Here is a 25,550-nt window from a genome sequence, read left to right on the forward strand (position 1 = left end):
TATGGTCCACATCCATGACGGAAACATGGGCCACTTTCGGCGCCGACCTGCACCTCGACCTCTCCGCCGGACGTGGGCTGCGGGCCGGGTTGACGGAGGCCCTGCGCGAGGCCGCGCGCAGCGGGCGGCTCGCGCCCGGGACCCGGCTGCCGTCCTCGCGGTCCCTCGCGGCCGACCTGGGCATCGCCCGGAACACGGTCGCGGAGGCGTACGCCGAACTCGTCGCAGAGGGCTGGCTCACGGCCCGCCAGGGCTCGGGCACCCGCGTCGCGGAACGGGCCAGGCCGCGCAGGGCCGCCGGAGCCCCCGCCGCCCGGGTACGTCGCGCCGTGCGCCGGGGGCCCGCGTACAGCCTCGTTCCCGGCTCGCCGGACCTGGGCAGCTTCCCGCGCGCGGCCTGGGCGGCGGCGACCCGGCGGGCGCTCACGGCCGCCCCGAACGACGCGCTCGGGTACGCGGTCGACGCCCGCGGCCGGGTGGAGCTGCGGGAGGCGCTGGCCGGGTACCTGGCGCGGGCGCGGGGCGTGTACGCGCGGCCCGACCGGATCGTGCTGTGCGCCGGGTTCGCGCACGGGCTGATGCTGATGGCGAAGGTGCTGCGGGCGCGGCGGGTCCGGGACGTGGCGGTGGAGGGGTACGGCCTCGGCATCCACCGCGAGCTGCTCACGGGCGCCGGCCTGCGGACGCTGCCGCTCCGCTTGGACGGAGCCGGGGCGCGGACGGACCGGTTGCCCGGCACGGGCGCCGGCGCGGTGTTGCTCAGCCCGGCGCACCAGTTCCCGACGGGGCACGCGCTGACGCCGGAGCGGCGGGCGGCGGCGGTCGACTGGGCGAGGACCACCGGCGGTCTGATCCTGGAGGACGACTACGACGGCGAGTTCCGCTACGACCGCCAACCCGTCGGCGCGCTCCAGGGGTTGGACCCGGAGCGGGTGGTGTACCTGGGGACGGCGAGCAAGTCGCTGGCGCCGGGGCTGCGGATGGGCTGGATGGTGGTGCCGGACGCGCTGCTGGAGGAGGTGCTCGCGGCGAAGGGCCACACCGACTGGACCTCCGGGGCGCTGGAGCAGTTGACGCTGGCGGAGTTCATCCGTTCGGGGGCGTACGACCGGCACGTGCGGGGGATGCGGACGCGGTACCGCAAGCGGCGGGACGCGGTGGTCGCGGCGGTGTCCGACCGGGCGTCCGTGACGGGGGTCTCGGGCATCGCGGCCGGGTTGCACGTGGTCCTGGACCTCGCACCGGGCATGGAACGGCCGGTACTCCAGGCGGCGGCCGGTCAGGGCCTGGCCCTTGAGGGCCTGTCGAACTTCCGCCACCCCATGTCGGACCTGCCGGTGCGGGAGGCGGTGGTGGTGGGCTACGGCACCCCACCGGACAGCGCCTGGTCACCGACGCTGTCGGCCCTCCTGTCATCCCTCCCGTAGCCCGGGTTCGCGGGACGGGACGGGTGTTCGCCTCAAGCGCCGGCGGGGCTGGGGGTGGCTGCCGCCAGGGTGACCAGGACCCGGTCTCGCCCCGGCCCCGCCGGGGTTTGAGGCGCCCGGTGAAACCGGGGTCGCTTCGCGCGACGGTGCGCTCGCCCAAATCGGCCCCGCCGGCGTTTGAGGCGGACACCGGCCCCGCCCGGCGGTTCGGGCGGGGCCGGCCGGGGCTACGGTTCGCCGAAGCGGGCGAGGGCCAGGGAGCCGGCGACGGCTACCGCGAAGCCGAGGACGGCCAGCCAGGTCAGGCCCTCGCGGGTGCGGTCGCCGAGCCAGGCCACGCCCACCGCCGCCGGGCCGAGGGTCTCGCCCAGGACCAGGCCCGCCGTCGCCGCCGTCACCGAACCCCGCTGGAGCGCCGACGTGAGCAGCAGGAACCCCGCCGCCCCGCCCAACAGCAGCGCGTACAGCGCCGGGTTGGCGAAGTCCACGCCGTCGATGAGGCGGACCGACACCTCCACCACCCCGAAGCCGGTCCCCGCCCCCAGGCCCAGCACCAGCGCCCGGGCCCGGCCCGGGAGCCGCCCGGCCGCCGCCCCGGCGAGCAGCACCAGCACCGCCACGACCAGCAGCGCGGGCTTCAGAGCGGGCGGCCCCGGCTCCGTGCCCTCCTCGTCCGAGGACAGCCCCAGCATCACCAGCCCGCCGCACACGACCGCGACCGCACCCCACTCCGCCCGGCTCAGCCGCACCCGCAGCAGCCTCGCCGCGACCACCGCCGTCACGGCCAGGCTGGCCGCCAGCGCCGCCCCCACGACGTAGATGGGGATGTGCCGCAGCGCCACGATCTGGAGGACGAACCCGACCGCGTCCAAGCCCAGCCCCGCCACGTACCGCCACTGCCGCAGCGCCCGCAGCAGCAGGGCCGCGTCCACCCCGGAACCCGTCCCCGGCTCGGCCGCCCGCGCCGCCACCGCCTGCAACACCGACGCCGTCCCGAAACAGACCGCCGCACCCAGCGCGCAAACCATCCCAATCAGCACGAAGAGACTGTAGGTCACCGTCGTGACAAGGGTGTGACGACGGCCGGATTCCGTCGCCCCGCAGTCCCGTTCTAGTCTGTGGGACCACGCCACCCAGGGGGAGCGAGCTCGTACATGGACACCACCACCGGCGCCGGCACCCGGCGTCGCATGCGTTCCGGCGCCGTCGCGCTCGGCGGCATGGGCCTGCTCGCGGCCGGCCTCGTGGCCTGCGGCAGCAGCGGCGAGCCCGACAAGCGGTGTGCCGACCGCGCCACCTTGCAGAAGCTGAACGACAACGAGTGCAGGAGCGGCGGTCGCGGCGCGTACTACTACGGCGGCAGCACGAGCAGCGGCAAGGTCAAGGGCGGCAGCTTCGACAAGTCCGCCGTCACCCGCGGCGGCATCGGCGGCCACAGCGGTTCCAGCGGCGGCTGAGGGAAGGCCCGGCCACGTGAAGCGGCACACCATCGAGCCCCGTCCCGACTGGCAGAAGACCGTCGAGGAACAGGGCCTGATCTACCCCCTGACCCGCTACCCCGACGATTCCCTGCGGCCCTACTGGGACGAGAGCGCGTACTACTCCTTCTCCCTGCCCGAGATCGAGGCGCTGGAGGACGTCGTCGAGGAACTGCACGCCATGTGCCTCGCGGCGGCGGCGCACATCGTCGAGCACGACCGCTTCGCGGACCTGGGCATCCACGATCGCGCGCTCGCCGCCCGTATCGCCGAGTCCTGGCGGCGCCGCGCCGAACAGCCTTCTCTGTACGGCCGTTTCGACCTGCGCCACGACGATTCCGGCGCCCCGGCCAAGCTGCTGGAGTACAACGCGGACACCCCCACCTCGTTGGTGGAGGCGGCGAGTCCGCAGTGGTTCTGGATGGAGGAACGCTTCCCCGGCGCCGACCAGTGGAACTCCCTGCACGAGCGGTTGGTCGAGGCGTGGCGCCGGCAGGCGGAGCTGCTGCCGCCGGGGCCCGTGCACTTCGCGCACTCCGAGACCGACGAGCTGGGCGAGGACCTGATGACGGTCGCCTACCTCCAGGAGACCGCCGAACAGGCCGGGTTGGCCACGCACGCCCTGTCGGTGGAACAGATCGGCTGGGACGGCCTCTCGGGCCGGTTCGTGGACGACCGGCTGCGGTTCATCCGCAGCTGTTTCAAGCTCTACCCGTGGGAGTGGCTGGTCGGGGACGAGTTCGGCCCGCACGTCCTGGCCACCTACGACCACGGCGGGGGCTCCGGCAGCACCTGCTGGATCGAACCGCTGTGGAAGATGCTCCTCGCCAACAAGGCACTGCTGGCGATCCTGTGGGAGCTGTTCCCCGAGCACCCCAACCTGCTGCCCGCCTACCTCGACGGGCCGCGCGAGCTCGCGGACACCACCGGCTTCGCGGCGAAGCCGCTGCTGGGCCGCGAGGGCGCGGGGGTCACCTTGCACCCGGTGGGCGGGGCGCCGTTCGTGCCGGAGGAGGACGAGACGTACGTCTTCCAGGCCCTGGCCCCGCTGCCGGACTTCGACGGCAACCGGGTGGTGCTCGGCGCGTGGGTCGTCGAGGAGGAGGCGGCGGGGCTGGGCATCCGGGAGTCGGCGGGGCCGGTCACGGACGAGTACGCCCGCTTCCTGCCCCACGTCATCCTGTAGATCCGGGCCGGGGCCTCAGGCCGCGAGCACGGACCGCAGTCGGTCCAGGCCCCAGTCCAGATCCTCCTTGCCGATCACCAGCGGCGGGGCGATGCGGATGGTCGAGCCGTGGGTGTCCTTCACCAGCACCCCCAGCTCCATCAGCTTCTCGGAGATCTCCCGGCCCGTCCCGCGCGACGGGTCGATGTCGACGCCCGCCCACAGGCCGCGACCCCGGACGGCGGTCACCGCGCCACCGCCCACCAGCAGGTTCAGCTCCCGGTGCAGGTGGTCGCCGAGTTCGGCGGCACGCTGCTGGTACTCGCCGGTCCGCAGCATCGCGATCACCTCCAGGGCGACCGCGCAGGCGAGGGGGTTGCCGCCGAAGGTGGACCCGTGCTCGCCGGGCCGGAACACCCCGAGCACGTCCCGGTCGGCGACCACGGCCGAGACGGGCACGACACCGCCGCCCAGCGCCTTGCCCAGGACGTACACGTCCGGCACGACCCCGTCGTGCGCGCACGCGAAGGTCTCGCCCGTGCGGCCGAGGCCCGACTGGATCTCGTCCGCCATGAACAGGACGTTCCGCTCGCGCGTGAGTTCGCGTACGCCCCGGAGGTAGCCGGCGGGCGGGACGAGGACGCCCGCCTCGCCCTGGATCGGTTCCAGCAGTACGGCCACGGTGTTGGAGGTCACCGCGTGGGAGAGCGCGGTGAGGTCGCCGTACGGGACGATCTCGAAGCCGGGCGTGTACGGCCCGAAGTGGTCACGGGCCTCGTGGTCCGTCGAGAACGACACGATGGTGGTGGTCCGGCCGTGGAAGTTGTCGGCGGCCACGACGATCTTCGCGTGGCCGTCGGGGACGCCCTTGACCTCGTACCCCCACTTGCGGGCGGTCTTGACCGCCGTCTCCACCGCCTCCGCGCCCGTGTTCATGGGCAGCACCATCTCCTTGCCGCACAGGGCGGCGAGTTCGGTACAGAAGTCCGCGAAGCGGTCGTGGTGGAAGGCGCGGGAGGTGAGCGTGACCCGCTCCAACTGCGCGTGCGCGGCATCGATGAGACGGCGGTTGCCGTGGCCGAAGTTGAGCGCCGAGTAGCCGGCGAGCATGTCGAGGTACCTGCGGCCCTCCACGTCGGTCATCCACGCGCCTTCCGCCGACGCGACGACGATCGGGAGCGGGTGGTAGTTGTGCGCGCTGTGCGCGTCGGCGGTGCGGATGGCATCAGCAGTCTTCGACACGGGGTCTCCGATCGTCCGGCGGGCAGTCGACGAGGTGGCGTCACTTTCCATGTTCGCTCGTACAGCGGACGGAGAAACCTTTCTCGCGGCGCGCCCGCTAGGGTGGGGCCTACGCACGGCGACTGGCGCACGGAGAACGGACTCCGGGGGAGTCGTGCGCGCAGGACCGCACACAGGGCCGCTCGCCTGGGCCTCGCGGGGACGAGACCAGACATCGACCCCGGAGGACCGCCATGACCGCGCGCCGCCATCCCGCCCTTTCCGCGACCGACCCCGAGCTGGCGTCCTTCGTCGCGGCCGAGGAAACCCTCCAGGCACAGACGCTCCGCCTGATCCCGAGTGAGAACTACGTCTCCGCGGCGGTGCTGGAGGCCTCCGGCACCGTCCTGCAGAACAAGTACAGCGAGGGTTACCCGGGCCGCCGTTACTACGAGGGCCAGCAGAACATAGACCGCGTCGAGTCCCTCGCGATCGAGCGGGCCAAGGGCCTGTTCGGCGTGGACCACGCGAACGTGCAGCCGTACTCCGGCTCCCCGGCGAACCTGGCCGTGTACCTGGCCTTCGCGAGGCCCGGCGACACGGTGATGGGCATGGCCCTGCCGATGGGCGGCCACCTCACGCACGGCTGGGGCGTGTCGGCGACGGGCTCCTGGTTCCGGGGCGTGCAGTACGGGGTCTCCGCCGAGACGGGGCGGATCGACTACGACGCGGTGCGGGAGCTGGCGCTCGCCGAGCGACCGAAGATCATCTTCTGTGGCGGTACCGCGCTGCCGCGCACGATCGACTTCGAGGCCTTCGGGTCGATCGCCAAGGAGGCCGGCTCGATCCTGGTCGCGGACGTGGCGCACATCGCGGGCCTCATCGCGGGCGGGGCGCACCCCAGCCCGGCGGGTCACGTGGACGTCATCTCCACCACCACGCACAAGACGTTGCGCGGGCCGCGCGGCGCCATGCTGATGTGCCGGGAGGAGCACGCGAAGGCGATCGACAAGGCCGTCTTCCCGGGCCTCCAGGGCGGCCCGCACAACCAGACGACGGCGGGTATCGCGGTGGCGCTGCACGAGGCGGCGCAGCCGGCGTTCGTAACGTACGCGCACGCCGTCGTGGCCAATGCGAAGGCGCTGGCCGCGTCGCTGCTGGAGCGGGGCTTCGACCTGGTGTCGGGCGGAACGGACAACCACCTGATCCTGCTGGACCTCACCTCGCGGGGGGTTCCCGGCAAGGTGGCGGCCAAGGCGCTGGACCGCGCGGGGATCGTCGTGAACTACAACACGGTGCCCTTCGATCCCCGCAAGCCGTTCGACCCGTCGGGCATCCGGATCGGTACGCCGTCGCTGACGTCACGGGGGCTGTCGGTGGAGCACATGCCCGTGGTGGCGGAGTGGATCGCGCGCGCGGTCGACGCGGCCGCGGCCTCGGACGAGCGGACCCTGTCCGCCGTCCGCGGGGAGGTCTCGGAGCTCATGGCGGCCTTCCCGGCCCCCGGTCTTCCCCTGTCCTGACCGGCCCGAGCCCGTGACGGGTCGCCGCCCGGTACCCCCGCGCGGCGACCCGCCGTCCGGCCCCGCCGGCGAGGCCGTGTCCGCCGGCTCCGCCGGAAGGGGCGGGCGGCCGGAAAGCGGTCGCTCGACCGGGGCAAGATCCGGTCGGGGCGCTACCGCCCGGTATCGCGGCGGGGGCCCGGGAACAGCGGCGCGACCCGGAAGGTTCCGGCCGGCGACGGGCCCGAGCCCGGCGCCGCACCTGAGAGAATGGAGCCATGGCTTCTGATCGTCCTCGCGCGCTCTCCGGCATCCAGCCCACCTCCGGTTCGTTCCACCTCGGGAACTACCTCGGAGCCATCCGCCAGTACGTCGCCCTGCAGGAGACGCACGACGCCTTCTACATGGTCGTCGACCTGCACGCGATCACCATGCCGCAGGATCCGAAGGACCTCCGCGCGAACACCCGGCTCTCCGCCGCCCAGCTGCTCGCCGCCGGCCTGGACCCGGAGCGCTGCACGCTCTTCATCCAGAGCCACGTCCCCGAGCACGCGCAGCTCGGCTGGGTCATGAACTGCATCACCGGCTTCGGCGAGGCCAGCCGGATGACCCAGTTCAAGGACAAGTCCGCCAAGGGCGGGGTCAACAACGCCACCGTCGGCCTGTTCACGTACCCGATCCTCCAGGTCGCCGACATCCTGCTCTACCAGGCGAACTCCGTCCCCGTCGGCGAGGACCAGCGCCAGCACATCGAGCTCACGCGCGACCTGGCCGAGCGCTTCAACCAGCGGTTCGGCCAGACCTTCACGCTGCCCTCCGCGCACATCGTCAAGGAGGTCGCGAAGATCTACGACCTCCAGGACCCGACGATCAAGATGTCGAAGTCCGCGTCCTCCCCCAAGGGCCTGATCAACCTCCTCGACGAGCCCAAGGTCACCGAGAAGAAGATCAAGAGCGCGGTCACCGACACCGAGGCCGAGATCCGCTTCGACACGGCGAACAAGCCCGGAGTCAGCAACCTGCTCACGATCTACTCCACCCTCACGGGCGAGTCGATCCCCGCCCTGGAGGCCGCGTACGAGGGCAAGGGCTACGGCGCGCTCAAGACCGACCTCGCCGGGGCGATGGTCGACTTCGTCACACCGTTCCGGCAGCGCACCCAGGAATACCTGGACGACCCGGAGACGCTGGACTCCATCCTGGCCAAGGGCGCGGAGAAGGCCCGGGCGGTCGCCGCCGAGACCCTGGCCCAGGCGTACGAGCGGCTCGGTTTCCTGCCCGCCAAGCACTGACCGGCGGGAGCCCTGGCGGTCGAAGGGGTGGTGCCGCCACACTGAGGCGGCACCACCCCTTCGGTGACAGACGCAAGCGACAGACGGAGGAGACAGACGTGGGGACCGTAACGCTCGGCGTTTCGATCGCGGTCCCGGAGCCGTACGGCAGCCGACTCCAGGAGCTGCGCGCGGGCTTCGGGGACTCCGCCGCGCACGGCATCCCCACGCACGTCACGCTCGTCCCGCCCACGGAGGTGGAAGCCGATCGGCTCCCGGCGATCCGGGCGCACCTCGCCGAGGTCGCGGCCGGCTTCCGCGCCTTCGCGATGCGGCTGGAGGGCACGGGAACCTTCCGTCCGCTCTCGCCGGTCGTCTTCGTCAAGGTGGTGGAGGGCGGTTCCGGCTGCACCCGCCTCCAGGGCCGGCTCCGCGACCCGGAGGGGCCGCTCGACCGGGAGCTGGCCTTCCCCTACCACCCGCACGTCACCGTCGCCCACGGGATCTCCGAGGAGGCGATGGACGTGGCGTTCGCCACGCTCGCGGACTACTCGGCCGAGTGGCTGTGCGGGGGGTTCGCGCTCTACGAGCAGGGCTCGGACGGCGTCTGGCGGAAGTTGCGCGAGTACCCTTTCGGCCCCGGCCCTGCGGGCTTCCCGGCGCAGGGCTCCCCGGCGAACGAGGCGGCCGAGACGGTCATACGGCGCTCCTGACGGAGGGGCCGCAGGGCCTGGAGCGTGCGGAACCTGATCCTCCGTAGGACCAGGTCGTGAAACGGACGCCTCATCGAAGGCGCCTGGCGAAAAGTCACAAACGACGACCGTAGTCCCAAATCGGCATAATCCCGGCTATTTCCGGCATCCCATTTACGGTGACCCCATGGACTGGCTGACGAAGATCCCGGTGATCGGGCCGCTGGTGGCAGCCCTGATGCGGACGCACGCCTGGCGTTCGTACGAGCGGCTCGACCGCGTGCACTGGTCCCGGCTCGCCGCCGCGATCACCTTCATCAGCTTCCTGGCGCTCTTCCCGCTGATCACCGTGGCCGCCGCCGTCGGCGCGGCGCTCCTCAGCCAGGAGCAGCTGGACCGCCTCCAGGAGACCCTCGCCCAGCAGGTCCCCGGCATCTCCGACCAACTCGACCTCAACGCCCTCGTCGCCAACGCGGGCACCGTCGGCTTGGTGGCGGGCGGCCTGCTGCTCTTCACCGGCATCGGCTGGGTCGGCTCGATGCGGGACTGCCTGCGCGCCGTCTGGGGCAAGGACGACGAGGACCAGGGCAACCCGGTCGTCCGCAAGGGCAAGGACGCGCTCGTCCTGTTCGGGCTGGGCGGCGCCGGACTGGCCTCGGCCGCCGCCTCGATCATCGGGTCCAGCGCGGTCGGCAAGTTCGGCGAGCTGCTCGGTGTCCCGCAGCACGGCGCGGGCGGCGTCGTCCTGCGTGCGGGTGCGTTCCTGGTCGGCGTACTGGCCGCCTTCCTGTTGCTGCTCTACCTCCTGACCCTGCTCCCCGGGGTCGAACCGCGCCGTGGCCGGCTGATCCAGGCGGCGCTCATCGGCGCGGCCGGATTCGAGCTGCTGAAACTGCTGCTCAGCGGCTACATCCGCGAGGTCGCGGGGAAGAGCATGTACGGCGCCTTCGGCGTGCCGATCGCCTTGCTGCTCTGGATCAACTTCACGGCGAAGCTGCTGCTGTTCTGCGCCGCGTGGACGGCCGCCGACGACGGGCGGGACGAGAAGGCCGCGACCGACGACGGGCCGGACGAGAAGGCAGCCGCAGTCGGGACGGCCGCGAAGGGCGGGAAGGGCGAGAGGGACGACACGCGCGAGGAGCACGCGGGGGCGGCCTGACGGCGCCCGCCCCGCGGTGACCGCCCTGACCGCCCTGACCGCCCTGACCGCCCTGACCGCCCCGCGATCCCTATACGAGATCCTCGTCCGTCGACCGGCGCCCCCGCCGTCCCGCCGGCCACCGCCGGTTAAAGGCGAACGCACCGCCCGCCAGCGCGGCCAGCGCCCCGCCCGCGATGCCGAGCGCGGTCCCCAGACCGTTGTCGCCGGGGTCGCCGCCGGTCGCCGCCTGGCTCTGCTCGTGCGACTGGGCGGGAGCGCCCTTCGATTTCGTGTCCGCGCTCTTCGGCGGCACCAGCTGACCGATCGGCTTGACCTTCCCGGCCGCCGCGAAGCCCCAGTCGAAGAGCTCGGCCGTCTCCTCGTACACCGAGTTGATCCCACCGGCGTCCGGATTCATCACCGTGACCAGCAGCTTCTTGTTGCCGCGCTGCGCCGCCCCGGTGAAGGTGGAGCCGGCCATGCTCGTGTTGCCGTTCTTCACCCCGGCGATGCCCTTGTACGGGGAGATGCCGCCCGCGCCCGTCATCAGCCGGTTGGTGTTCTGGATCTCGAAGAAGTCGCGCGGCTTGCCCGATTCCTGTCTGCCCGGGAACTGGGCGCTCGCCGTGCCGCAGTACTCCCGGAAGTCCTGCTTCTGCAGTCCGGAGCGGGCGATGAGGGTGAGGTCGTAGGCGCTCGACACCTGACCGGGGGCGTCGTACCCGTCGGGGGAGACCACGTGCGTGTCGAGGGCCTGGAGCTCCTCGGCGTGCGCCTGCATGTCCTTGACCGTCTTCTCGATGCCGCCGTTCATGGCCGACAGCACGTGCACCGCGTCGTTGCCCGACCGCAGGAAGACGCCGAGCCAGAGGTCGTGGACGGTGTACTCGGTGTCCTCCTTGACCCCGACCAGGCTGCTGCCCGCGCCGATGTCGGCCATCTCCTGCTCGGTCACCCTGTGCACCTGGTCCTTGGGCAGGCTCGGCAGCACCGTGTCCGCGAACAGCATCTTCATCGTGGAGGCCGGCGGCAGCCGCCAGTGCGGGTTGTGCGCGGCCAGCACCTCGCCGGTGTCGGCGTCCGCGACGATCCAGGACCGCCCCGTGAGGTTCGCCGGCAGGGCGGGCGCCCCCGGCAACAGGGTCACCTGCGTTCCGGGCTGCCCGAGTGCGGCGCCGCCGACGCTGGACATCGACGAGGGCGGCGGGGGCGCCTTGCGGGGCTTGCCCTTCCCGTCCGCCGGCACCGTCGACGGCGTGGCCGGATCGGCGTGTGCGGGGGCGGCGAGCATCGCGGGGACCAACAGCGCGGCGGAAAGGACCGTCAGCGCGGTCTTCTTGGCAGACACGCAGGTGAACGTACATCCCGATGGGCTGCCCGCAGCCGCCGACAGGTCAACCCGCCGCGACCACCGCCGGTACAGCCCACCCCGGCGCGTCCGTCCTGACGGCGAAACCGATACTGAGGGCATGAAACTCAGCCGCGCCGCCTCCTGGTTCCTGCTCGCCTTCGGAGTGTGGAGCTGGTTCATCTGGGTGACCTTCGTCCGGAATTTGTGGAAGAACGGGAGCGGCCTGTCCTTCGACGCGGCCGGTGACCCTACGGCGTACTTCTGGGTCCACCTTCTCCTCGCGGTCACGTCCTTTCTCCTGGGGACGGCCGTTGGGGTGATCGGGTTGCGCGGGGTGCGGGCGCTGCGGCGTGAGTCACGATGACCGTATTCGTCCTCGCGGTGGTCGCGCTCGCGGTACTGCTCCTGTTGGGTGCGGTGCACCGGTGGCTGTGGGCCCGGCTGGTCCGTGACACCACCCGACCGGGTGGACCGGCGCGCCGCGTGGGCACCGTCTTGGCGTTCGCCCTGCCCGTGCTCGCGGTCGCGGCGCTGGTGGCGGGGCACGTGGGCGCGCCGTTCTGGCTCCAGCGGCTGGTGGCCTGGCCGGGGTTCATGTGGTTGGCGGTGCTGCTGTACCTGACACTGGCGATGTCGGTGGCCGAGCCGGTGCGCCGGGTCTGGCTCCGCCGGTCCGCCGCGCGCGAACCCGGGCCCGTGCCCGCGACCGCCGCCGTGCCGGCTTCCGCGGCACCGGTCTCCTCGTCCGCCGCTTCCCCGTCCTCGGCACCCGGGGCTGCGCCCGCCGCCCCCGCCCCGGCGGACCTCACCCGGCGACTGTTCGTCGCCCGCACCGTCGGCGGCGCCGCGGCCGCCGCGGCACTCGGCACCGTGGGCGTCGGCACGTACGGGGTCCTGCGCGGCCCCCGCGTCAAGCGCGTGCAGGTGCCCCTGGCCCGGCTGCCCCGCGCCGCGCACGGTTTCCGGATCGCCGTCGTCAGCGACATCCACCTCGGTCCGATCCTCGGCCGGGCCCACACCACCCGGATCGTCGAGACCGTCAACCGCACCCAGCCCGACCTCATCGCCATCGTCGGCGACCTCGTCGACGGCACCGTGCACGACCTCGGCCCGGCCGCCGAGCCCCTGCGCGCGCTCAGGGCCCGGCACGGCTCCTTCTTCGTCACCGGGAACCACGAGTACTTCTCGGGCGCCCGGCAGTGGGTCGACCACGTCCGGGAACTCGGCATCGAGCCCTTGGAGAACGCCCGCCGAGCCCTGCCGTACTTCGACCTCGCCGGCGTCAACGACGTCCAGGGCGAGAGCGAGGGCCAGGGCCCCGACTTCGGGAAGGCCCTCGGCGACCGCGACCGTTCGCGGACCGCCGTGCTCCTGGCCCACCAACCGATCGTCATCCACGAGGCCGTCCGGCACGGCGTCGACCTGCAACTGTCCGGCCACACGCACGGGGGCCAGCTCTGGCCCGGCAACTACATCGCGGAACTCGCGAACCCGACCGTCGCCGGGCTGGAACGCTACGGGGACACGCAGCTGTACGTGTCGCGGGGAGCTGGTGCCTGGGGGCCGCCCGTCCGGGTCGGCGCGCCGTCGGACATCACTGTGGTCGAACTGGCCTCATACCAGGCCTGAGCAGGCATAACGGGCCTTCCGGTGGCCGATATTCCGTGATTGGCTGACCGATAATCGGAGTGCCTAGTGTGGATAGCGGGGTCAGGGAGATGCGTTCTGCCCGACTGAAGGTCATCGCCGCCGGTCTCGTCCTCGCGGCGGCCGGTGGCGTCGCGGCGTGGCAACTGCTCCCCGACGGCGAGGGCCGGGGCGCCATCAGGGTCGGCACGAGCGACTCCGTCTCCAGCCTCGATCCGGCCGGGGCCTACGACGCCGGCTCCTGGGCGCTGTTCAGCAACGTCTACCAGTCGCTGCTGACCATCAAGCCCGGCTCGGACACACCGGTCCCGGACGCCGCCTCCGAGTGCGCGTTCGTGGGGCAGAAGCTCACGACCTACCAGTGCCAACTCCGCCCGGAGGTGAAGTTCTCGGGCGGGCGCGCGGTCACCGCCGACGACGTGAAGTTCTCCTTCGACCGGATCAAGGCGATCAAGGCGGACCAGGGGCCGGCCTCGCTCTTCGACACGCTGGAGTCGGTCAAGGCGAGCGGCCGAACCGTCACCTTCAATCTCTCGGTGCCCGACGCCACCTTCCCCTTCAAGATCGCGACGGGTGCGGCCTCGATCGTCGACAAGGACGTCTACCCGGCCAAGGCCCTGCGCGAGGGGACCAAGGTCGACGGCTCGGGCCCCTTCACCCTCACCCGGTACCAGGCCGGCGACAGCGCCGACCTCAAGCCCAACCCGACGTACAAGGGCCAGGCCAAACCGGCTCTCGCGTCCATCTCCGTCAAGTACTTCAAGGGCTCCGCCGAACTCAACCGGGCCTGGACGGACCGGAAGATCGACGTCGCCCATCGCGACATGCCGCCCGAGGTGCTCGCGGGCCTCGGCCCCGGCCTGACGGACACCCGCTACCAGGTCTCCGGCGGCACCGAGACCCGCATCATGATCTTCAACGTCCGGCCCGGATCGACCATGGCCAAGCCCCCCGTGCGCCAGGCCGTCGCGGCCGTCCTGGACCGCTCCAAGCTGGCCGCCGAGGTCCACAAGGGCACGGTCACCCCGCTCTACTCCCTGGTCCCGGCCGGAGTGGCCGGCCACAGCACGCCGTTCTTCGACACCTATCCCAAGCCCGACGAGGCGACGGCGAAGAAGATCCTCAAGGACGCCGGGATCACCGCTCCCGTGTCGATGACCCTCGGGGTCAACCGGCGGGGCGCCAACCTGGAGGAGGCCGACGCGATCGCCAAGCAACTCACGGACACCGGCCTGTTCCAGGTGAAGATCAAGGCCGTCGATACGTTCCAGGACTACCAGAAGCAGTACGCGGCGGGCGACTTCGACGTCTACACCCTGGGGTGGATCGCCGACTTCCCGGACGCGGACAACTTCCTCGCGCCGCTGGTCGCCACCGGCTCCAGCATGAACAACGGCTACTCCGACAAGACGGTGGACGACCTGATCGCCCGCACCCGGGGACACTCGGACCGCGGCGACGCGGCCACCGACTTCCGCGAGCTCCAGAAGCTGGTCGCCCAGCAGATCCCGATCCTGCCGATCTGGCAGAAGAAGGACTACGTGATGTCCCGCGAGACCGTCGGCGGAGCGCAGTACCTCTCGGACGGCACGGGCGTGTGGCGCCTGTCGGAACTCAACTGGCTGTAGGGCGGACGCCTCCGGCCGCTACGACCGCTCCTCGGGGTAGGGGTCGCAGGCGCGCTTCTTGCGGGAGACCGCCGTCTGGGCCATGCCCGGCAGGAAGTCCGCGAAGAGTTCGTGAACCTCGCGCACCAGCGGGCGCAGCACCCGGAAACGGGCGAGGACGATGCCCCGTGTGGTGAGCTGCGCGCCGCGTTCGGCGAGCCGGCGGGTCTTCTCGCTGTCGGGCGAGCGGTCGAAGACCCAGTACAGGACGAGCCCCATCTGCGAGAGCCACATCAGCTCGGGCAGGACGTCGGCCAGTTCCTCCGGCACCTTCGTCTTCGCGCCCGCGAGCACCTCGCGGTGCATGTCGATCGCCGCCTTGCGGGCGGGCTCCGATTCGGGCGAGAAGGGGCTGAGCGGGCTCTCCGGGTCTGCCGCGTTCTTGAAGAACTGCGAGGCGAACTCGTGGTAGGGCGCCGCGATGTCGAGCCAGCTCGTCAGGACGCCCGCGAGGCGCTTTTGCAAGTCGCTCTCGTTGTCCAGGATCGGCCGGACCGCCGCCTGGTGGGCGGCGCCGATCCGGTCGTAGAACCCTTGGACCAGGTGTTCCTTCGAGGCGTAGTAGTAGTAGGCGTTGCCGACCGAAACGCCCGCTTCCTTGGCGATGGCCCGCATGGTCGTCTTGTCGAAGCCGCGTTCCTGGAACAGGCGGAGGGCGGTTTCGAGGATGAGAGTGCGGGTCTGCTCGCTCTTCGGAGCCTTCTGATCGGTCACGGTGTACGACCCTATCGGGGTGCGGCGCAGCGGTCGTCACAGGCCGGTTCTTCGGCCTCCGCCCCGCCGTCGGTACGGACCGCGGCCCGCCAGGCGGAGGCGGTGTAGACGGCGGCCCGAACGAAGGGACGGCCGGCCGGGGTGGCCAGCCACTCGGCCCTGGGCCGGTGTTCGGACAGCGCCCACAGGCACACGATGAAGGCGTCGGTGTCGGTCCAGATCTGTCCCCGGTCCCCGACCACGGTCATCCGGAGCAGGGTCGCCGCGTGGTCCAGGTCCGGGAACGCCTGCCGCGCCGCGTACGACCCTGCGGGGACCAGCCGCAGCGGTACGAGCCACCGCTGTCCGAGCAGCCAGTGCCGGATGTGCACGCACAGCGGGCAGTTCGCGTCGTAGAGGACGGTCAGGTACCGGATCGGCGCCGACTGCGCGTTCTGCGTGGTCGGCGCGGCCTCCACGGTCTCCATGGTCTGCGTGGCCATCGGGGTTCAGGCCCCGGCCGGGGCGGTCCACCCCTGGGGAGCGACCGGCGGGGTCTGTCGGCGCTCCATGATGCCGCGCCGCCGCATCTTGTTGAGCACCCAGACGTTGCCGAGGTGCATGACGCCGAGGACGAGCAGGACGACGCCGAGCTTCACCGAGAGCGCCTCGAAGAGGCCGCGGGCCTCGGTGATGGTCTCGCCCGAGCGCAGGTACAGGGTCACGAAGCCGATGTTCACCAGGTAGAAGCCGACGACCAGGAGGTGGTTCACGGCGTCCGCGAGCTTCTCGTTGCCCTGGAGGACATCGGCTATGAAGACGCGGCCGTTGCTGGTGAGCGTCCGGGCCACCCAGACGGTGAGCCCGATGCTGATGATCAGGTAGATGACGTACGCGACCACGGTGAGATCCATGCCCCAGCCCCTTTGAACGTGTTCAACTGCTGACGAGGATGACTGTAGACCTCTTTTTGAACAGGTTCAAGGCAGCATTTCGATGGCCTTCGCCAGCAACCCCGGATCGACGTGCGGGGCTTGGGGGGTCGGCAGCGAGCGCCAGGCCAGCGGCCAGGTCGTCCCGTACACCGCGGGCACCCCGACGTAGGCGGCGGCGGACCGGGTGCGCGAGGTGTACCGCTGGGCGTACGAGGGCCAGCTCCGCTCCCGCGCGGTGCCGGGCGGGAGCAGGAAGTACATCCAACGGAAGCCGTTGAGCTCGTAGACGACGGGCCCGGGATCGTGGTCGGTGAGCAGGCTCAGCCGCTTGGCGACTTCCTCGCCGAGCTGGCCCTGGATCCGGACGGCATCGAAGTGGACGCCGGCGAGACGGAGTCGGAAGCCGGAGTCCGGAACCCAGTCGGGGGTCCAGGCGCGGGGGGAGATTTCCTCGTTCACACCACAGAGGGTGACGGGCCGGAGCTAGCCTGAACAGTGGTCGTGCCGTCACAGACGGCGATCTGTGAGGGGCCGTGAAGCCGATGTCCGAGCCTGTGAACCCGAGTGAACCCCTGCCGTCGGCGCTGCGGCGCGGACTGGGGGCCCAGATGCGCACGCTCCGTGAGAAACGAGGGGTGTCGCGGCAGCAGTTGGGCGGGGACACCAACTTCTCGCCGTCGACGATCGGGGCGTTCGAGCGCGGCGAGCGGGTGATGGACCCCGGGACGATCGAGCAGGTGGACGACCTGCTGGGCGGGGACGGCCTGTTGAAGGCCGCTGTGCCGTATCTGGAGGAGGAGCGGTACGCGCCGCAGTTCCGGAACTTCGCGCCGATCGAGGCGAAGGCGGTGAGCCTGTGGGTCTACTCCACGCACGTCCTACATGGCCTGCTCCAGACGGAGGCATACGCGCGCCAGGTGTTTGTGGACCACTGGCCGCCCGTCGCTGCCGAGGAGATAGAGAATCGGCTGACTGCCCGCATGGACCGCCAAGCGCTTCTGTACCGGGACCCGCCGCCGGTGCTGTGCTTCGTACTGGAGGAGACCTTCTTGCGACGCAAGGTGGGAGGAGACACAGTCTGGCGGGAGCAGCTCCGGCACCTGCTCGCATGCGGCCGTCTCCCGCATGTGCGCATCCAGCTCGTCCCGCTCGAATGCGAGGAGGTCGTGGGTGCGACGGGACCCATGACGATCGCGGAGACGCCCGAACGCCGCATGTTGGGTTACTTGGAAGGTCAGGGCCAAAGCTGGGTGATCTCAGACCGGTTGGTGGTCAGCGACATGGTGCAGCGGCATGCGAACATTCGAGGAGTGGCGTTGAGCCCGAAGGCTTCGGCGCAGCGGATCGAGCGGCTGCTGGGAGAGCGATGAACACCGAACTGGCCTGGTTCAAGAGCAGCTACAGCGACGGCACCGGCGGCGAGTGCGTGGAGGTCGCGGCCTGCCCGTCCGCCGTGCATGTCCGCGACTCCAAGGACACCACCCGCCCGGCCCTGACCCTCACCCCGGCGGCCTGGGCGGCGTTCACCGACTTCGCGGCGGCCTAAGCCTCCGGCTTCGGCGGCCGGCCCGCCTCCAGCAGCTCGGCCACGTCGAGGGTGACCTTGGCCCCCAGACTGTCGGGCAGGGTGACCAGTTCCGCCTGCGGCGTGGATACGGTGGTTCGCGTACTCGCCCTCCACGGGTCGCTCAGAACGTGAACGCGCTCGTGCTTACGGTTCACGATTGACCCTTCGATGATCTCGGCCCGGTAGCCCTCCGGAAGGTCCATCGCCTTCCAGGCCTGCCAGAGGACTTCGTCGAGACCTGGGTCGCACGGCGCCTCATGGGCGAGAGCGGACATGGAAGGCACCTCCTTCGCCCAGTGTGGGTGCGGACGGCGCTCCGGTTCAGGCGACGCCGGTGGACGTACCGCCGTCCGTGGGGTCATCCATCTGATGAAAGGTTCTTCCGGCCGGCGCTTCACCCCTCGGGGTGACCGACGGGGGTCCCCGGAACACGGCTGAGGCCCGCACCCCAAGGGGTACGGGCCTCAGCCGAGACCGCCGGACGGAGTCCGGCGCGTCAAAGGATCAGAAGCGGCGGGTGATCAGCGCCCGCTTGACTTCCTGGATCGCCTTCGTGACCTCGATGCCACGCGGGCACGCGTCGGTGCAGTTGAAGGTCGTGCGGCAGCGCCACACGCCGTCCTTGTCGTTCAGGATCTCCAGCCGCTGCTCGCCGGCCTCGTCACGCGAGTCGAAGATGAAGCGGTGCGCGTTGACGATCGCCGCCGGGCCGAAGTACTGGCCGTCGTTCCAGAACACCGGGCACGAGGACGTGCAGGCGGCGCACAGGATGCACTTGGTGGTGTCGTCGAAGCGCTCGCGGTCCTCGGCGGACTGCAGACGCTCGCGCGTCGGCTCGTTGCCCGTCGTCACCAGGAACGGCATGACGTCGCGGTACGCCTGGAAGAAGGGCTCCATGTCGACCACGAGGTCCTTCATCACCGTGAGGCCCTTGATGGCCTCGACGGTGATCGGCTTCTCGGGGTTGATGTCCTTGATCAGCGTCTTGCAGGCGAGCCTGTTCTTGCCGTTGATCCGCATCGCGTCCGAGCCGCAGATGCCGTGCGCGCACGAGCGGCGGAAGGTCAGCGTGCCGTCGAGGTCCCACTTGATCTTGTGGAGACCGTCGAGCACGCGCTCCTTCGGGTCGATCTCGACCTGGAAGTCCTGCCAGGTCGACTCCTCCGAGATCTCCGGGTTGAAGCGGCGGATCCGGAAGGTGACCGTGATGAAGGGCGAGGCCGCGGCCGCGGCCTCCATCGCGTCCGTCTTGGACATGGTCGGGGTGGCCATCAGTACTTACGCTCCATCGGCTGGTAGCGGGTGACGACGACGGGCTTGTAGTCCAGCCGAACGGAGTCCTTACCATCGTCGCCAACCTCGCGGTACGCCATGGTGTGGCGCATGAAGTTGACGTCGTCGCGGTTCGGGTAGTCCTCGCGGTAGTGACCGCCGCGGGACTCCTTGCGCGCCAGCGCGGACACGGCCATGACCTCGGCCAGGTCGAGCAGGTTGCCCAGCTCGATGGCTTCCAGCAGGTCCGTGTTGAAGCGCTTGCCCTTGTCCTGCACGGACACGTTCTTGTAGCGCTCGCGCAGTTCCGCGATCTTCTCGACCGCGGTCTTGATGGTCTGCTCCGTACGGAACACCATCACGCACGCGTCCATCGTCTCCTGGAGCTCCAGGCGCAGGTCCGCGACCCGCTCGTTGCCCGTGGAGTCGCGCAGCCGCTCGACCAGGTCGATGACCTGCTGCGCCGGGTTCTCGGGCAGCTCGACGTAGTCGTTCTCGTGTGCGTACTTGGCCGCGGCGATGCCCGAGCGCTTGCCGAAGACGTTGATGTCCAGCAGCGAATTGGTGCCCAGACGGTTGGCGCCGTGCACGGAGACGCAGGCGACCTCGCCGGCCGCGTACAGACCCGGGACGACGGTGGTGTTGTCCGCGAGGACCTCACCCTCGACGTTGGTCGGGATGCCGCCCATGGCGTAGTGCGCGGTGGGCTGGATCGGGATCGGGTCCGTGTACGGCTCGATGCCGAGGTACGTACGGGCGAACTCGGTGATGTCCGGGAGCTTCGCGTCGAGCTGCTCCGGCGGAAGGTGCGTCAGGTCCAGGTACACGTGGTCCCCGGCGGGACCGCAGCCGCGGCCCTCACGGATCTCGGTGTAGATGGAGCGCGAGACGACGTCACGGGACGCGAGGTCCTTCATGACCGGCGCGTACTTCTCCATGAAGCGCTCGCCGTCCTTGTTGCGGAGGATGCCGCCCTCACCGCGGGCGCCCTCCGTCAGCAGGATGCCCATGCGCCAGATGCCCGTCGGGTGGAACTGGAAGAACTCCATGTCCTCCAGCGGCAGGCCGCGGCGGTAGCAGGCCGCCTGGCCGTCACCCGTGAGGGTGTGCGCGTTGGAGGTCACCTTGAAGAACTTGCCGGTGCCGCCCGAGGCGTAGATCACGGACTTCGCCTGGAACACGTGGATCTCGCCGGTGGCGAGCTCGTACGCGACCACGCCCGCCGACTTCTTCACGCCGTCGACCTCGACCAGCAGCTGGTCCAGGACGTAGAACTCGTTGAAGAACTCGACGCCCTCCTTGACGCAGTTCTGGTACAGCGTCTGGAGGATCATGTGACCGGTGCGGTCCGCGGCGTAGCAGGACCGGCGGACCGGCGCCTCGCCGTGGTTGCGGGAGTGACCGCCGAAGCGGCGCTGGTCGATGGTGCCGTCCGGGGTGCGGTTGAACGGCAGGCCCATCTTCTCCAGGTCGAGGACCGCGTCGATGGCCTCCTTCGCCAGGATCTCGGCGGCGTCCTGGTCGACCAGGTAGTCACCGCCCTTGACCGTGTCGAAGGTGTGCCACTCCCAGTTGTCGTCCTCCACGTTGGCGAGCGCCGCGGCCATGCCGCCCTGCGCGGCGCCCGTGTGGGAGCGGGTGGGGTAGAGCTTCGTCAGCACGGCGGTGCGGCTGCGCTTCGTCGCCTCGATGGCGGCGCGCATGCCGGCGCCACCGGCGCCGACGATGACGGTGTCGTACTTGTGGATCTTCATGAGTCGATTCGCCTCAGCCCGTGCCTAGCGGATGTTCGGGTCGAAGGTGAAGATCACCAGCGTGCCCAGAAGGATGGTGAACACCGTGGCGGTGTAGAGCAGGCCCTTCAGCCACAGCCGCGTGCCGGGGCGCTCCGCGTAGTCGTTGATGACCGTACGCAGACCGTTGGAGCCGTGCAGCATGGCCAGCCACAGCATCAGCAGGTCCCAGACCTGCCAGAACGGGGACGCCCAGCGGCCGGCCACGAAGGCGAAGCCGATCTTGGAGACGCCGCCGTCCAGCACCAGCTGGATGATCAGGTGGCCGATGACCAGCACCACCAGGACGATGCCCGAGAGGCGCATGAAGAGCCACGCGGCCATCTCGAAGTTGCCGCGGGTCGAGCGCGGCGTCTTGCCGGTGCGCTTGCGCGGGGCCTCGATGTACGGCGCCGGGTTGTCGACGTCGTAGAGGGAGACGCCCTCTACGGCGCCGATGCCCTGGGCGGAAGAAGTGTCAGAAGACATGCGTGTCACTTCCCGAACAGTTCAAGGTAGGCGTGGTGCAGGACGGGGTACACGGCCCCGGCCATCAGCACGATCCAGACGACCAGCACGGTCCAGAGCATCTGCTTCTGGAGACGCGGGCCCTTGGACCAGAAGTCCACGGCGATCACACGCAGACCGTTGAGCGCGTGGAAGAGGATGGCGGCCACGAGGCCGTACTCCAGCAGCGCGACGATCGGGGTCTTGTAGGTAGCCACGACATCGTCGTACGCCTCGGGGGAGACGCGGACGAGAGCGGTGTCGAGGACGTGTACGAACAGGAAGAAGAAGATGAGGACGCCGGTGACTCGATGAGCCACCCAGGACCACATTCCTTCCCGGCCGCGGTACAACGTTCCAGCCGGCACGGAAAACCCTCCGGAAGCGGGGCGGGGGCCAGCCGGCTTCTTTGTCGGTCGGGCCCGGCCGGGTACGGTCCACCGGCCCCGGACATCGTAGCGACGCTTTGTCGGTTCCCTTGCGCCGGGTCCATCGGTGTGATCAAACAGGCACGGACGGGCTACCCCGCAGGTGCAAATAGCCCGAAATCGGCGGCGGAAGGGCCGTCGGGTGGCCCGCCCGGCGGCCCACCGGCCGGGTCGTGGGTCTGCCCGGCGGTCGGGAGCGCCCCGGTCGGTCCGGTGGGCAACCGGTCCAGCATCCTCACGAGCCGGGCCTGGGCGAGACGACGCAGCTCGTCCGCGGAGATCGCGCGTTCCTCGTCGGTCTCGTGGGCCATCCGCCGCCGGATCGCCGCCAGCAGCGCGTCCGCCCGTTCCTCGGGCGGATGCCCGTCCAGGCAGATCACGAAGGCGTGGCCGAAGGTCCGCTCGTACTCGGCCCGGGCCGCGTCCAGCGCGAGGAGCGCGGCGTAGGGGGCGCCGTGCGCCAGTTCCGCCGAGCATTCGCGGGCCAGGGCACCCGTCAGATCGCCCTGGGAGAGGTCGTATGAGGCCTCGTCGGCCGCGGCCAGCAGCGCGGGCAGGTCCGGGTAGGGGCGGTGGACGGCCATCCGGTGGGCCCAGCGTCCGCTGCCGCAGCAGTGCAGCAGCGCCGCGTGGGCCGTGTCGTGGGGCAGGGCGTTGAACCGCGAGAGACCCGGGCCGTGGTCGCCGCCGGCTACCGGAGCGCCCGGGCTTGCCCCACAATTCTTCCCCGGACCCCGTCCGGGGACGGTGGCCCCTTGGACCTGTGCCGGAAAGTGGCTGGACAGCGGGGGGCTCCTCGGGGCGCGGCGCGGGTGTACCGCCACGCTAGCGATGCGGGGCAGCGTGTGACGCACCGATTCGAGGATTTCACCCGGAAGTGAGCCGAAAGGATGACGCCGGGCGTGCATGACCAGGAGGAAGAGGGGAAGACGACCGAGGCCGCCACCCCCCACAGGAGAGGCCCCGGCCGCCATCCGATACGGGCTCGTGCGACAAGCCCGTACTCATGTCAGCGCCCCGGATGCGTTTTCTGTCACACCCCGCTCCGCGCAGGGTTGGTTGCTGGTTGTACAACTCGTGGACGAGACGTACTCGAAGGCCGTAACGTGCGGATTTGCGCCACACGTACAGGACAGTGAACGGGTTGGGGACTTTGCTGGGGGACGACGCGGAGCTGACCGCCGCGGTGCTCGCGGCACAGGACGGCGACGAGAACGCGTTCCGTACTGTGTACCGCGCCGTGCACCCGCGCCTGCTCGGATACGTACGAACGCTCGTCGGCGACGGCGACGCGGAGGACGTCACGTCCGAGGCCTGGCTGCAGATCGCCCGCGACCTCGACTCCTTCACCGGCGACGCCGACCGGTTCCGCGGCTGGGCCGCCCGCATCGCCCGCAACCGGGCGCTCGACCACATCCGCATGCGGGGCCGCCGTCCCGCCATCGGCGGGGACGACAGCGAACTCACCGGCCACGCCGCCGACAGCGACACCGCGGGCGCGGCGATGGAGGCGCTCTCCACCAGCTCGACCATGGCGCTGATAGCGCAGCTCCCGCAGGACCAGGCCGAGGCCGTCGTCCTGCGCGTGGTCGTCGGCCTCGACGCGAAGAGCGCGGCCGAGACGCTCGGCAAGCGGCCCGGCGCCGTACGCACCGCCGCCCACCGGGGGCTCAAGAAACTCGCGGAGATGCTGGGCGCGGAACTCGCGGCCACGGCGGAGGGGAACGGTGGCGGCCCCGGCAGGGAAGCACCGGACACCGAGGTGGTCCTCCCTTTCGGTCATAATGCCGGGAGCCCGCCACGGGGCGGCGCGGGCGTGCGCGATCTCGACGCCGTACCGGCGCAGCGCGGCCGGGGCGCGGGCCTCGTGGAACAAACCGGTGTGACGCATTCACGTTGGCGGACGCAGAAGGACATGTGATGGCCGACGAGCGCAACAGGTGGCTGGACAGAGCCGCGGCGGAGCGACTGCTGTGCGGCGAACCACCGGTCGGGCCGGACGCTGACCAGCGGACCCGGGCCGAGGTGGCGCGGTTGCGTGCCGTTCTCGCGGCAGTGGCCCCCCAGGCACCCGCGGGGCGGGAGTTGCCCGGCGAGGCCGCCGCGCTGGCCGCCTTCCGCACGGCCCGCGCTACGACCGCCCGGGCCGAGAGCGCCCCGACCGCGGGAGTCCGGGTCGCGCCGGCTGCCGCCGACGAACCGCTGGTCGATCTCTCGCCCGCACCGCTCGTACGGATACCGGCGCAGCGGCGCAGGGTCACGCCCGTGCGCCTCGGGCTCGCCGCCGCACTGGCGAGCGTCGCGGTCGGCGGCCTGGCGGCCGCCGCCGGTGGGCTGTTGGACGGGACCACGCACGACTCCGCGGCTCCGGGTCCGGCCGTCTCGGTCAGCGCCGACGCCGACCCGACACCCTCCGGCGGTGCATCGGGGCCCACGCCCGCCCCGCCGGCGTGGCCGACCCCGCCGCGGGACCGGGACGGCTCGTCCGCCTCGCCCGGTGTCTCGCGGGTGCCGGGCACGGACGGACGCACCGACGCCGGAGGCCTCCCCGGGTTCACCTCCGGGCCCACGGGCACCGGCTCCGCCACCACGGGCACGGGCGGTTTTGGCGGCCACGACTCCGTCACCGACGGCACGGCGGGCGCGTCGGGCACCACCGAGGGCGGTGGCAAGGACCCGGACAAGGACGGGGACAAGGAGCTGCGGCTCCAGGGGAAGGACCTGTGCGGCGACTACCGCGCGGGCCGGCTCACCGGCGACCGCCGGGAGAAGCTGATCAAGCTCGCCAAGAGCGTGGCGCAGATCCCGCGCTTCTGCGAGGGCCTGCTCGACGGGCCCGGCGGCACCACGAAGAGCGGCGCCGACGGCGCCGGCGGCGGTGCACCCGGCAGCGCTCCCGGAGGCGTCCTCCCGGCCCCGACCCTGCTCCCGGGCGGCTCGCTCCGCTTCCGCACACCGGCCTGACGGACACCGGCACACCTGGCAGTAACACTTTTCGACCCGTCGGCGCAGTACATAACGAGCCGACTGGTCATCGGCCGCGCATGAGCCGGGGTTCCCCCCGTACCCCTGGGCTCTGCGCAACCGGCGCGGGCGGGGCACGTTCCCCCGGTCCCGCCCGCGCCCTCTACCTCGACCCCGGCCGAAGCCGCCGGTCTCACCAGTAGACGACGACCTTGTCGCCGACCTGGACCTGCTCGAACAGGGACGACAGCTTGCCCTTGTCGCGGACGTTCACGCACCCGTGCGAGGCGCCGGCGTAGCCGCGGGCGGCGAAGTCCGACGAGTAGTGCACCGCCTGGCCCTCGCTGAAGAACATCGAGTACGGCATCGGCGTGTGGTAGATCGTCGAAACCCAGTCCTTGGCCTTCCACTCCACCTTGAACTCGCCCTCGCGCGTCGGCGTGTTCTCCGACCCGAAGCGCACGTCCATCGTGGAGACGATCTTGCCGTCGATCATCCAGGCGAGGGTGCGGCTCTCCTTGCTGATGCACATCACCCGGCCCTGCATGCAGCGCGGGTCCGGCGCGTCCACCTCGTTGGTGGTCGGCGGGCGCAGCTCTTCCTCGGTCGGCTTCTTGCTGGCGCCCTCGATCTTCTTCCAGGTCGCCTCGTCCACCGAGCCGGTCGCGGGCAGGCCGTGACCGGACTGGAAGGTGCGGACCGCGGCGGTCGTCTTCGAGCCGTAGAAGCCGGTCGGCGCCACCGACATCAGCTTGAGTTGGCGCAGGCGCGCCTGGAGCTCGCGGATCTGGTCGCTCTCGTCGCCGTTGGCCATGATCGGCTTGACGGTCGGCGACTGCGAGGCGGACGC

General features: G+C 71.0%; 27 protein-coding genes and 1 pseudogene. 14 read left to right on the top strand and 14 right to left on the bottom strand.

The window, feature by feature from the left end; translation table 11 throughout:
* Positions 1 to 14: 14 nt before the first annotated feature.
* Positions 15 to 1,427: a PLP-dependent aminotransferase family protein gene (locus tag E6R62_RS33300; protein ID WP_136217227.1), complete on the top strand. Its 1,413-nt coding sequence runs from the start codon at positions 15 to 17 to the stop codon at positions 1,425 to 1,427.
* Between the two features lie 227 nt (positions 1,428 to 1,654).
* On the opposite strand, the gene E6R62_RS33305 is transcribed toward E6R62_RS33300, so the two are convergent.
* Positions 1,655 to 2,455, bottom strand: a complete 801-nt coding sequence (locus E6R62_RS33305; protein ID WP_136217249.1) for a hypothetical protein — start codon at positions 2,453 to 2,455, stop codon at positions 1,655 to 1,657.
* A gap of 126 nt (positions 2,456 to 2,581) precedes the next feature.
* Between E6R62_RS33305 and E6R62_RS33310 the strand changes: the two genes are divergently transcribed.
* Positions 2,582 to 2,884, top strand: a complete 303-nt coding sequence (locus E6R62_RS33310) for a hypothetical protein (RefSeq protein ID WP_136217228.1) — start codon at positions 2,582 to 2,584, stop codon at positions 2,882 to 2,884.
* Between the two features lie 16 nt (positions 2,885 to 2,900).
* Positions 2,901 to 4,091, top strand: coding sequence for a glutathionylspermidine synthase family protein (locus E6R62_RS33315; protein WP_136217229.1), 1,191 nt, complete (start codon positions 2,901 to 2,903; stop codon positions 4,089 to 4,091).
* Between the two features lie 15 nt (positions 4,092 to 4,106).
* Here the strand turns inward: E6R62_RS33315 and rocD are convergent, their stop codons facing one another.
* On the bottom strand, positions 4,107 to 5,312 hold the full coding sequence (rocD, locus tag E6R62_RS33320; RefSeq protein ID WP_136217230.1) for an ornithine--oxo-acid transaminase: 1,206 nt from the start codon (positions 5,310 to 5,312) through the stop codon (positions 4,107 to 4,109).
* A 233-nt stretch (positions 5,313 to 5,545) separates the two neighbouring features.
* Between rocD and glyA the strand changes: the two genes are divergently transcribed.
* The 4 genes from glyA (at position 5,546) to E6R62_RS33340 (ending at position 9,915) form a co-directional block, all read left to right on the top strand.
* The gene (glyA, locus tag E6R62_RS33325) at positions 5,546 to 6,814 is read left to right on the top strand and encodes a serine hydroxymethyltransferase (RefSeq protein WP_136217231.1); all 1,269 of its coding nucleotides are present in this window, start codon (positions 5,546 to 5,548) and stop codon (positions 6,812 to 6,814) included.
* A 257-nt stretch (positions 6,815 to 7,071) separates the two neighbouring features.
* Positions 7,072 to 8,085 (top strand): tryptophan--tRNA ligase, encoded by a 1,014-nt coding sequence (gene trpS / locus E6R62_RS33330; RefSeq protein ID WP_136217232.1) that lies wholly within the window; start codon positions 7,072 to 7,074, stop codon positions 8,083 to 8,085.
* Positions 8,086 to 8,183: 98 nt separating this feature from the next.
* On the top strand, positions 8,184 to 8,777 hold the full coding sequence (locus E6R62_RS33335; protein ID WP_136217233.1) for a 2'-5' RNA ligase family protein: 594 nt from the start codon (positions 8,184 to 8,186) through the stop codon (positions 8,775 to 8,777).
* Between the two features lie 166 nt (positions 8,778 to 8,943).
* Positions 8,944 to 9,915 (top strand): YihY/virulence factor BrkB family protein, encoded by a 972-nt coding sequence (locus E6R62_RS33340; RefSeq protein WP_136217234.1) that lies wholly within the window; start codon positions 8,944 to 8,946, stop codon positions 9,913 to 9,915.
* 70 nt (positions 9,916 to 9,985) lie between these two features.
* Here the strand turns inward: E6R62_RS33340 and E6R62_RS33345 are convergent, their stop codons facing one another.
* Entirely contained in the window at positions 9,986 to 11,245 is a 1,260-nt protein-coding gene (locus E6R62_RS33345) for a D-alanyl-D-alanine carboxypeptidase (RefSeq protein ID WP_240802040.1), read from the bottom strand.
* 121 nt (positions 11,246 to 11,366) lie between these two features.
* Between E6R62_RS33345 and E6R62_RS33350 the strand changes: the two genes are divergently transcribed.
* From E6R62_RS33350 to E6R62_RS33360, 3 genes are all read left to right on the top strand, one after another.
* Entirely contained in the window at positions 11,367 to 11,612 is a 246-nt protein-coding gene (locus E6R62_RS33350) for an SCO4848 family membrane protein (RefSeq protein ID WP_136217236.1), read from the top strand.
* Entirely contained in the window at positions 11,609 to 12,877 is a 1,269-nt protein-coding gene (locus E6R62_RS33355) for a metallophosphoesterase (protein WP_136217237.1), read from the top strand. Before E6R62_RS33350 ends, E6R62_RS33355 begins: the two co-directional genes overlap by 4 nt.
* Positions 12,878 to 12,966: 89 nt before the next feature.
* Positions 12,967 to 14,523, top strand: coding sequence for an ABC transporter substrate-binding protein (locus E6R62_RS33360; RefSeq protein ID WP_136217238.1), 1,557 nt, complete (start codon positions 12,967 to 12,969; stop codon positions 14,521 to 14,523).
* Positions 14,524 to 14,541: 18 nt separating this feature from the next.
* On the opposite strand, the gene E6R62_RS33365 is transcribed toward E6R62_RS33360, so the two are convergent.
* The 4 genes from E6R62_RS33365 to E6R62_RS33380 all read right to left on the bottom strand — a co-directional run bounded on the left by E6R62_RS33365 (position 14,542) and on the right by E6R62_RS33380 (position 16,649).
* Positions 14,542 to 15,276: a TetR family transcriptional regulator gene (locus E6R62_RS33365; protein WP_136217239.1), complete on the bottom strand. Its 735-nt coding sequence runs from the start codon at positions 15,274 to 15,276 to the stop codon at positions 14,542 to 14,544.
* Positions 15,277 to 15,287: 11 nt separating this feature from the next.
* Positions 15,288 to 15,743, bottom strand: a complete 456-nt coding sequence (locus E6R62_RS33370) for a thiol-disulfide oxidoreductase DCC family protein (protein WP_206308926.1) — start codon at positions 15,741 to 15,743, stop codon at positions 15,288 to 15,290.
* 21 nt (positions 15,744 to 15,764) lie between these two features.
* The gene (locus tag E6R62_RS33375) at positions 15,765 to 16,169 is read right to left on the bottom strand and encodes a hypothetical protein (protein ID WP_136217240.1); all 405 of its coding nucleotides are present in this window, start codon (positions 16,167 to 16,169) and stop codon (positions 15,765 to 15,767) included.
* A gap of 66 nt (positions 16,170 to 16,235) precedes the next feature.
* On the bottom strand, positions 16,236 to 16,649 hold the full coding sequence (locus tag E6R62_RS33380; RefSeq protein ID WP_206308925.1) for a hypothetical protein: 414 nt from the start codon (positions 16,647 to 16,649) through the stop codon (positions 16,236 to 16,238).
* Positions 16,650 to 16,732: 83 nt separating this feature from the next.
* Between E6R62_RS33380 and E6R62_RS33385 the strand changes: the two genes are divergently transcribed.
* The gene (locus tag E6R62_RS33385) at positions 16,733 to 17,560 is read left to right on the top strand and encodes a helix-turn-helix transcriptional regulator (protein WP_136217241.1); all 828 of its coding nucleotides are present in this window, start codon (positions 16,733 to 16,735) and stop codon (positions 17,558 to 17,560) included.
* A complete protein-coding gene (locus tag E6R62_RS33390) occupies positions 17,557 to 17,736 on the top strand; it encodes a DUF397 domain-containing protein (RefSeq protein WP_136217242.1) in 180 nt (59 codons plus the stop codon). The genes E6R62_RS33385 and E6R62_RS33390 overlap by 4 nt, the downstream gene beginning before the upstream one ends.
* A 176-nt stretch (positions 17,737 to 17,912) precedes the next feature.
* On the opposite strand, the pseudogene E6R62_RS33395 reads toward E6R62_RS33390, so the two are convergent.
* From E6R62_RS33395 to E6R62_RS33420, 6 genes and pseudogenes are all read right to left on the bottom strand, one after another.
* Positions 17,913 to 18,032: pseudogene (locus tag E6R62_RS33395) on the bottom strand (Uma2 family endonuclease); the annotation flags it as partial.
* 229 nt (positions 18,033 to 18,261) lie between these two features.
* On the bottom strand, positions 18,262 to 19,029 hold the full coding sequence (locus E6R62_RS33400) for a succinate dehydrogenase iron-sulfur subunit (RefSeq protein ID WP_136217243.1): 768 nt from the start codon (positions 19,027 to 19,029) through the stop codon (positions 18,262 to 18,264).
* Positions 19,029 to 20,783 (bottom strand): succinate dehydrogenase flavoprotein subunit, encoded by a 1,755-nt coding sequence (sdhA, locus tag E6R62_RS33405; protein ID WP_136217244.1) that lies wholly within the window; start codon positions 20,781 to 20,783, stop codon positions 19,029 to 19,031. Before sdhA ends, E6R62_RS33400 begins: the two co-directional genes overlap by 1 nt.
* A 24-nt stretch (positions 20,784 to 20,807) precedes the next feature.
* A complete protein-coding gene (locus E6R62_RS33410; RefSeq protein ID WP_136217245.1) occupies positions 20,808 to 21,290 on the bottom strand; it encodes a succinate dehydrogenase hydrophobic membrane anchor subunit in 483 nt (160 codons plus the stop codon).
* 5 nt (positions 21,291 to 21,295) lie between these two features.
* Positions 21,296 to 21,676, bottom strand: coding sequence for a succinate dehydrogenase, cytochrome b556 subunit (gene sdhC / locus E6R62_RS33415; RefSeq protein ID WP_136217246.1), 381 nt, complete (start codon positions 21,674 to 21,676; stop codon positions 21,296 to 21,298).
* Positions 21,677 to 21,828: 152 nt separating this feature from the next.
* Positions 21,829 to 22,710 carry a 2-oxo-4-hydroxy-4-carboxy-5-ureidoimidazoline decarboxylase gene (locus tag E6R62_RS33420; RefSeq protein WP_306432498.1) on the bottom strand — a complete coding sequence of 294 codons (882 nt, stop codon included), beginning with the start codon at positions 22,708 to 22,710 and terminating at the stop codon, positions 21,829 to 21,831.
* Between the two features lie 179 nt (positions 22,711 to 22,889).
* On the opposite strand from E6R62_RS33420, the gene E6R62_RS33425 reads away from it, so the two are divergent.
* Positions 22,890 to 23,657, top strand: coding sequence for an RNA polymerase sigma factor (locus E6R62_RS33425; RefSeq protein WP_136217252.1), 768 nt, complete (start codon positions 22,890 to 22,892; stop codon positions 23,655 to 23,657).
* Positions 23,657 to 24,700 (top strand): hypothetical protein, encoded by a 1,044-nt coding sequence (locus E6R62_RS33430; protein WP_136217248.1) that lies wholly within the window; start codon positions 23,657 to 23,659, stop codon positions 24,698 to 24,700. The genes E6R62_RS33425 and E6R62_RS33430 overlap by 1 nt, the downstream gene beginning before the upstream one ends.
* A 193-nt stretch (positions 24,701 to 24,893) precedes the next feature.
* Here E6R62_RS33430 and E6R62_RS33435 read toward each other — a convergent pair.
* Positions 24,894 to 25,550, bottom strand: a 657-nt coding sequence (locus E6R62_RS33435) for a L,D-transpeptidase family protein (protein ID WP_240802041.1), incomplete at its 5' end; no start/stop codon positions are given.

The sequence above is a fragment of the Streptomyces sp. A1136 genome, assembly GCF_004795055.1.
Lineage (GTDB): Bacteria > Actinomycetota > Actinomycetes > Streptomycetales > Streptomycetaceae > Streptomyces.

Excerpts from the sequence above, each read along its gene's own strand:
- E6R62_RS33375 (WP_136217240.1), bottom strand. The coding sequence starts at position 16,169 with ATGGATCTCACCGTGGTCGCGTACGTCATCTACCTGATCATCAGCATC.
- glyA (WP_136217231.1), top strand. The coding sequence starts at position 5,546 with ATGACCGCGCGCCGCCATCCCGCCCTTTCCGCGACCGACCCCGAGCTG.
- E6R62_RS33300 (WP_136217227.1), top strand. The coding sequence starts at position 15 with ATGACGGAAACATGGGCCACTTTCGGCGCCGACCTGCACCTCGACCTC.
- sdhA (WP_136217244.1), bottom strand. The coding sequence starts at position 20,783 with ATGAAGATCCACAAGTACGACACCGTCATCGTCGGCGCCGGTGGCGCC.
- E6R62_RS33430 (WP_136217248.1), top strand. The coding sequence starts at position 23,657 with ATGGCCGACGAGCGCAACAGGTGGCTGGACAGAGCCGCGGCGGAGCGA.
- E6R62_RS33385 (WP_136217241.1), top strand. The coding sequence starts at position 16,733 with ATGTCCGAGCCTGTGAACCCGAGTGAACCCCTGCCGTCGGCGCTGCGG.
- E6R62_RS33350 (WP_136217236.1), top strand. The coding sequence starts at position 11,367 with ATGAAACTCAGCCGCGCCGCCTCCTGGTTCCTGCTCGCCTTCGGAGTG.
- E6R62_RS33310 (WP_136217228.1), top strand. The coding sequence starts at position 2,582 with ATGGACACCACCACCGGCGCCGGCACCCGGCGTCGCATGCGTTCCGGC.
- E6R62_RS33420 (WP_306432498.1), bottom strand. The coding sequence starts at position 22,710 with ATGGCGGCCGGGGCCTCTCCTGTGGGGGGTGGCGGCCTCGGTCGTCTT.
- E6R62_RS33390 (WP_136217242.1), top strand. The coding sequence starts at position 17,557 with ATGAACACCGAACTGGCCTGGTTCAAGAGCAGCTACAGCGACGGCACC.
- E6R62_RS33400 (WP_136217243.1), bottom strand. The coding sequence starts at position 19,029 with ATGGCCACCCCGACCATGTCCAAGACGGACGCGATGGAGGCCGCGGCC.
- trpS (WP_136217232.1), top strand. The coding sequence starts at position 7,072 with ATGGCTTCTGATCGTCCTCGCGCGCTCTCCGGCATCCAGCCCACCTCC.
- E6R62_RS33360 (WP_136217238.1), top strand. The coding sequence starts at position 12,967 with ATGCGTTCTGCCCGACTGAAGGTCATCGCCGCCGGTCTCGTCCTCGCG.
- E6R62_RS33340 (WP_136217234.1), top strand. The coding sequence starts at position 8,944 with ATGGACTGGCTGACGAAGATCCCGGTGATCGGGCCGCTGGTGGCAGCC.
- E6R62_RS33355 (WP_136217237.1), top strand. The coding sequence starts at position 11,609 with ATGACCGTATTCGTCCTCGCGGTGGTCGCGCTCGCGGTACTGCTCCTG.
- E6R62_RS33410 (WP_136217245.1), bottom strand. The coding sequence starts at position 21,290 with ATGTCTTCTGACACTTCTTCCGCCCAGGGCATCGGCGCCGTAGAGGGC.
- E6R62_RS33305 (WP_136217249.1), bottom strand. The coding sequence starts at position 2,455 with ATGGTTTGCGCGCTGGGTGCGGCGGTCTGTTTCGGGACGGCGTCGGTG.
- E6R62_RS33370 (WP_206308926.1), bottom strand. The coding sequence starts at position 15,743 with ATGGAGACCGTGGAGGCCGCGCCGACCACGCAGAACGCGCAGTCGGCG.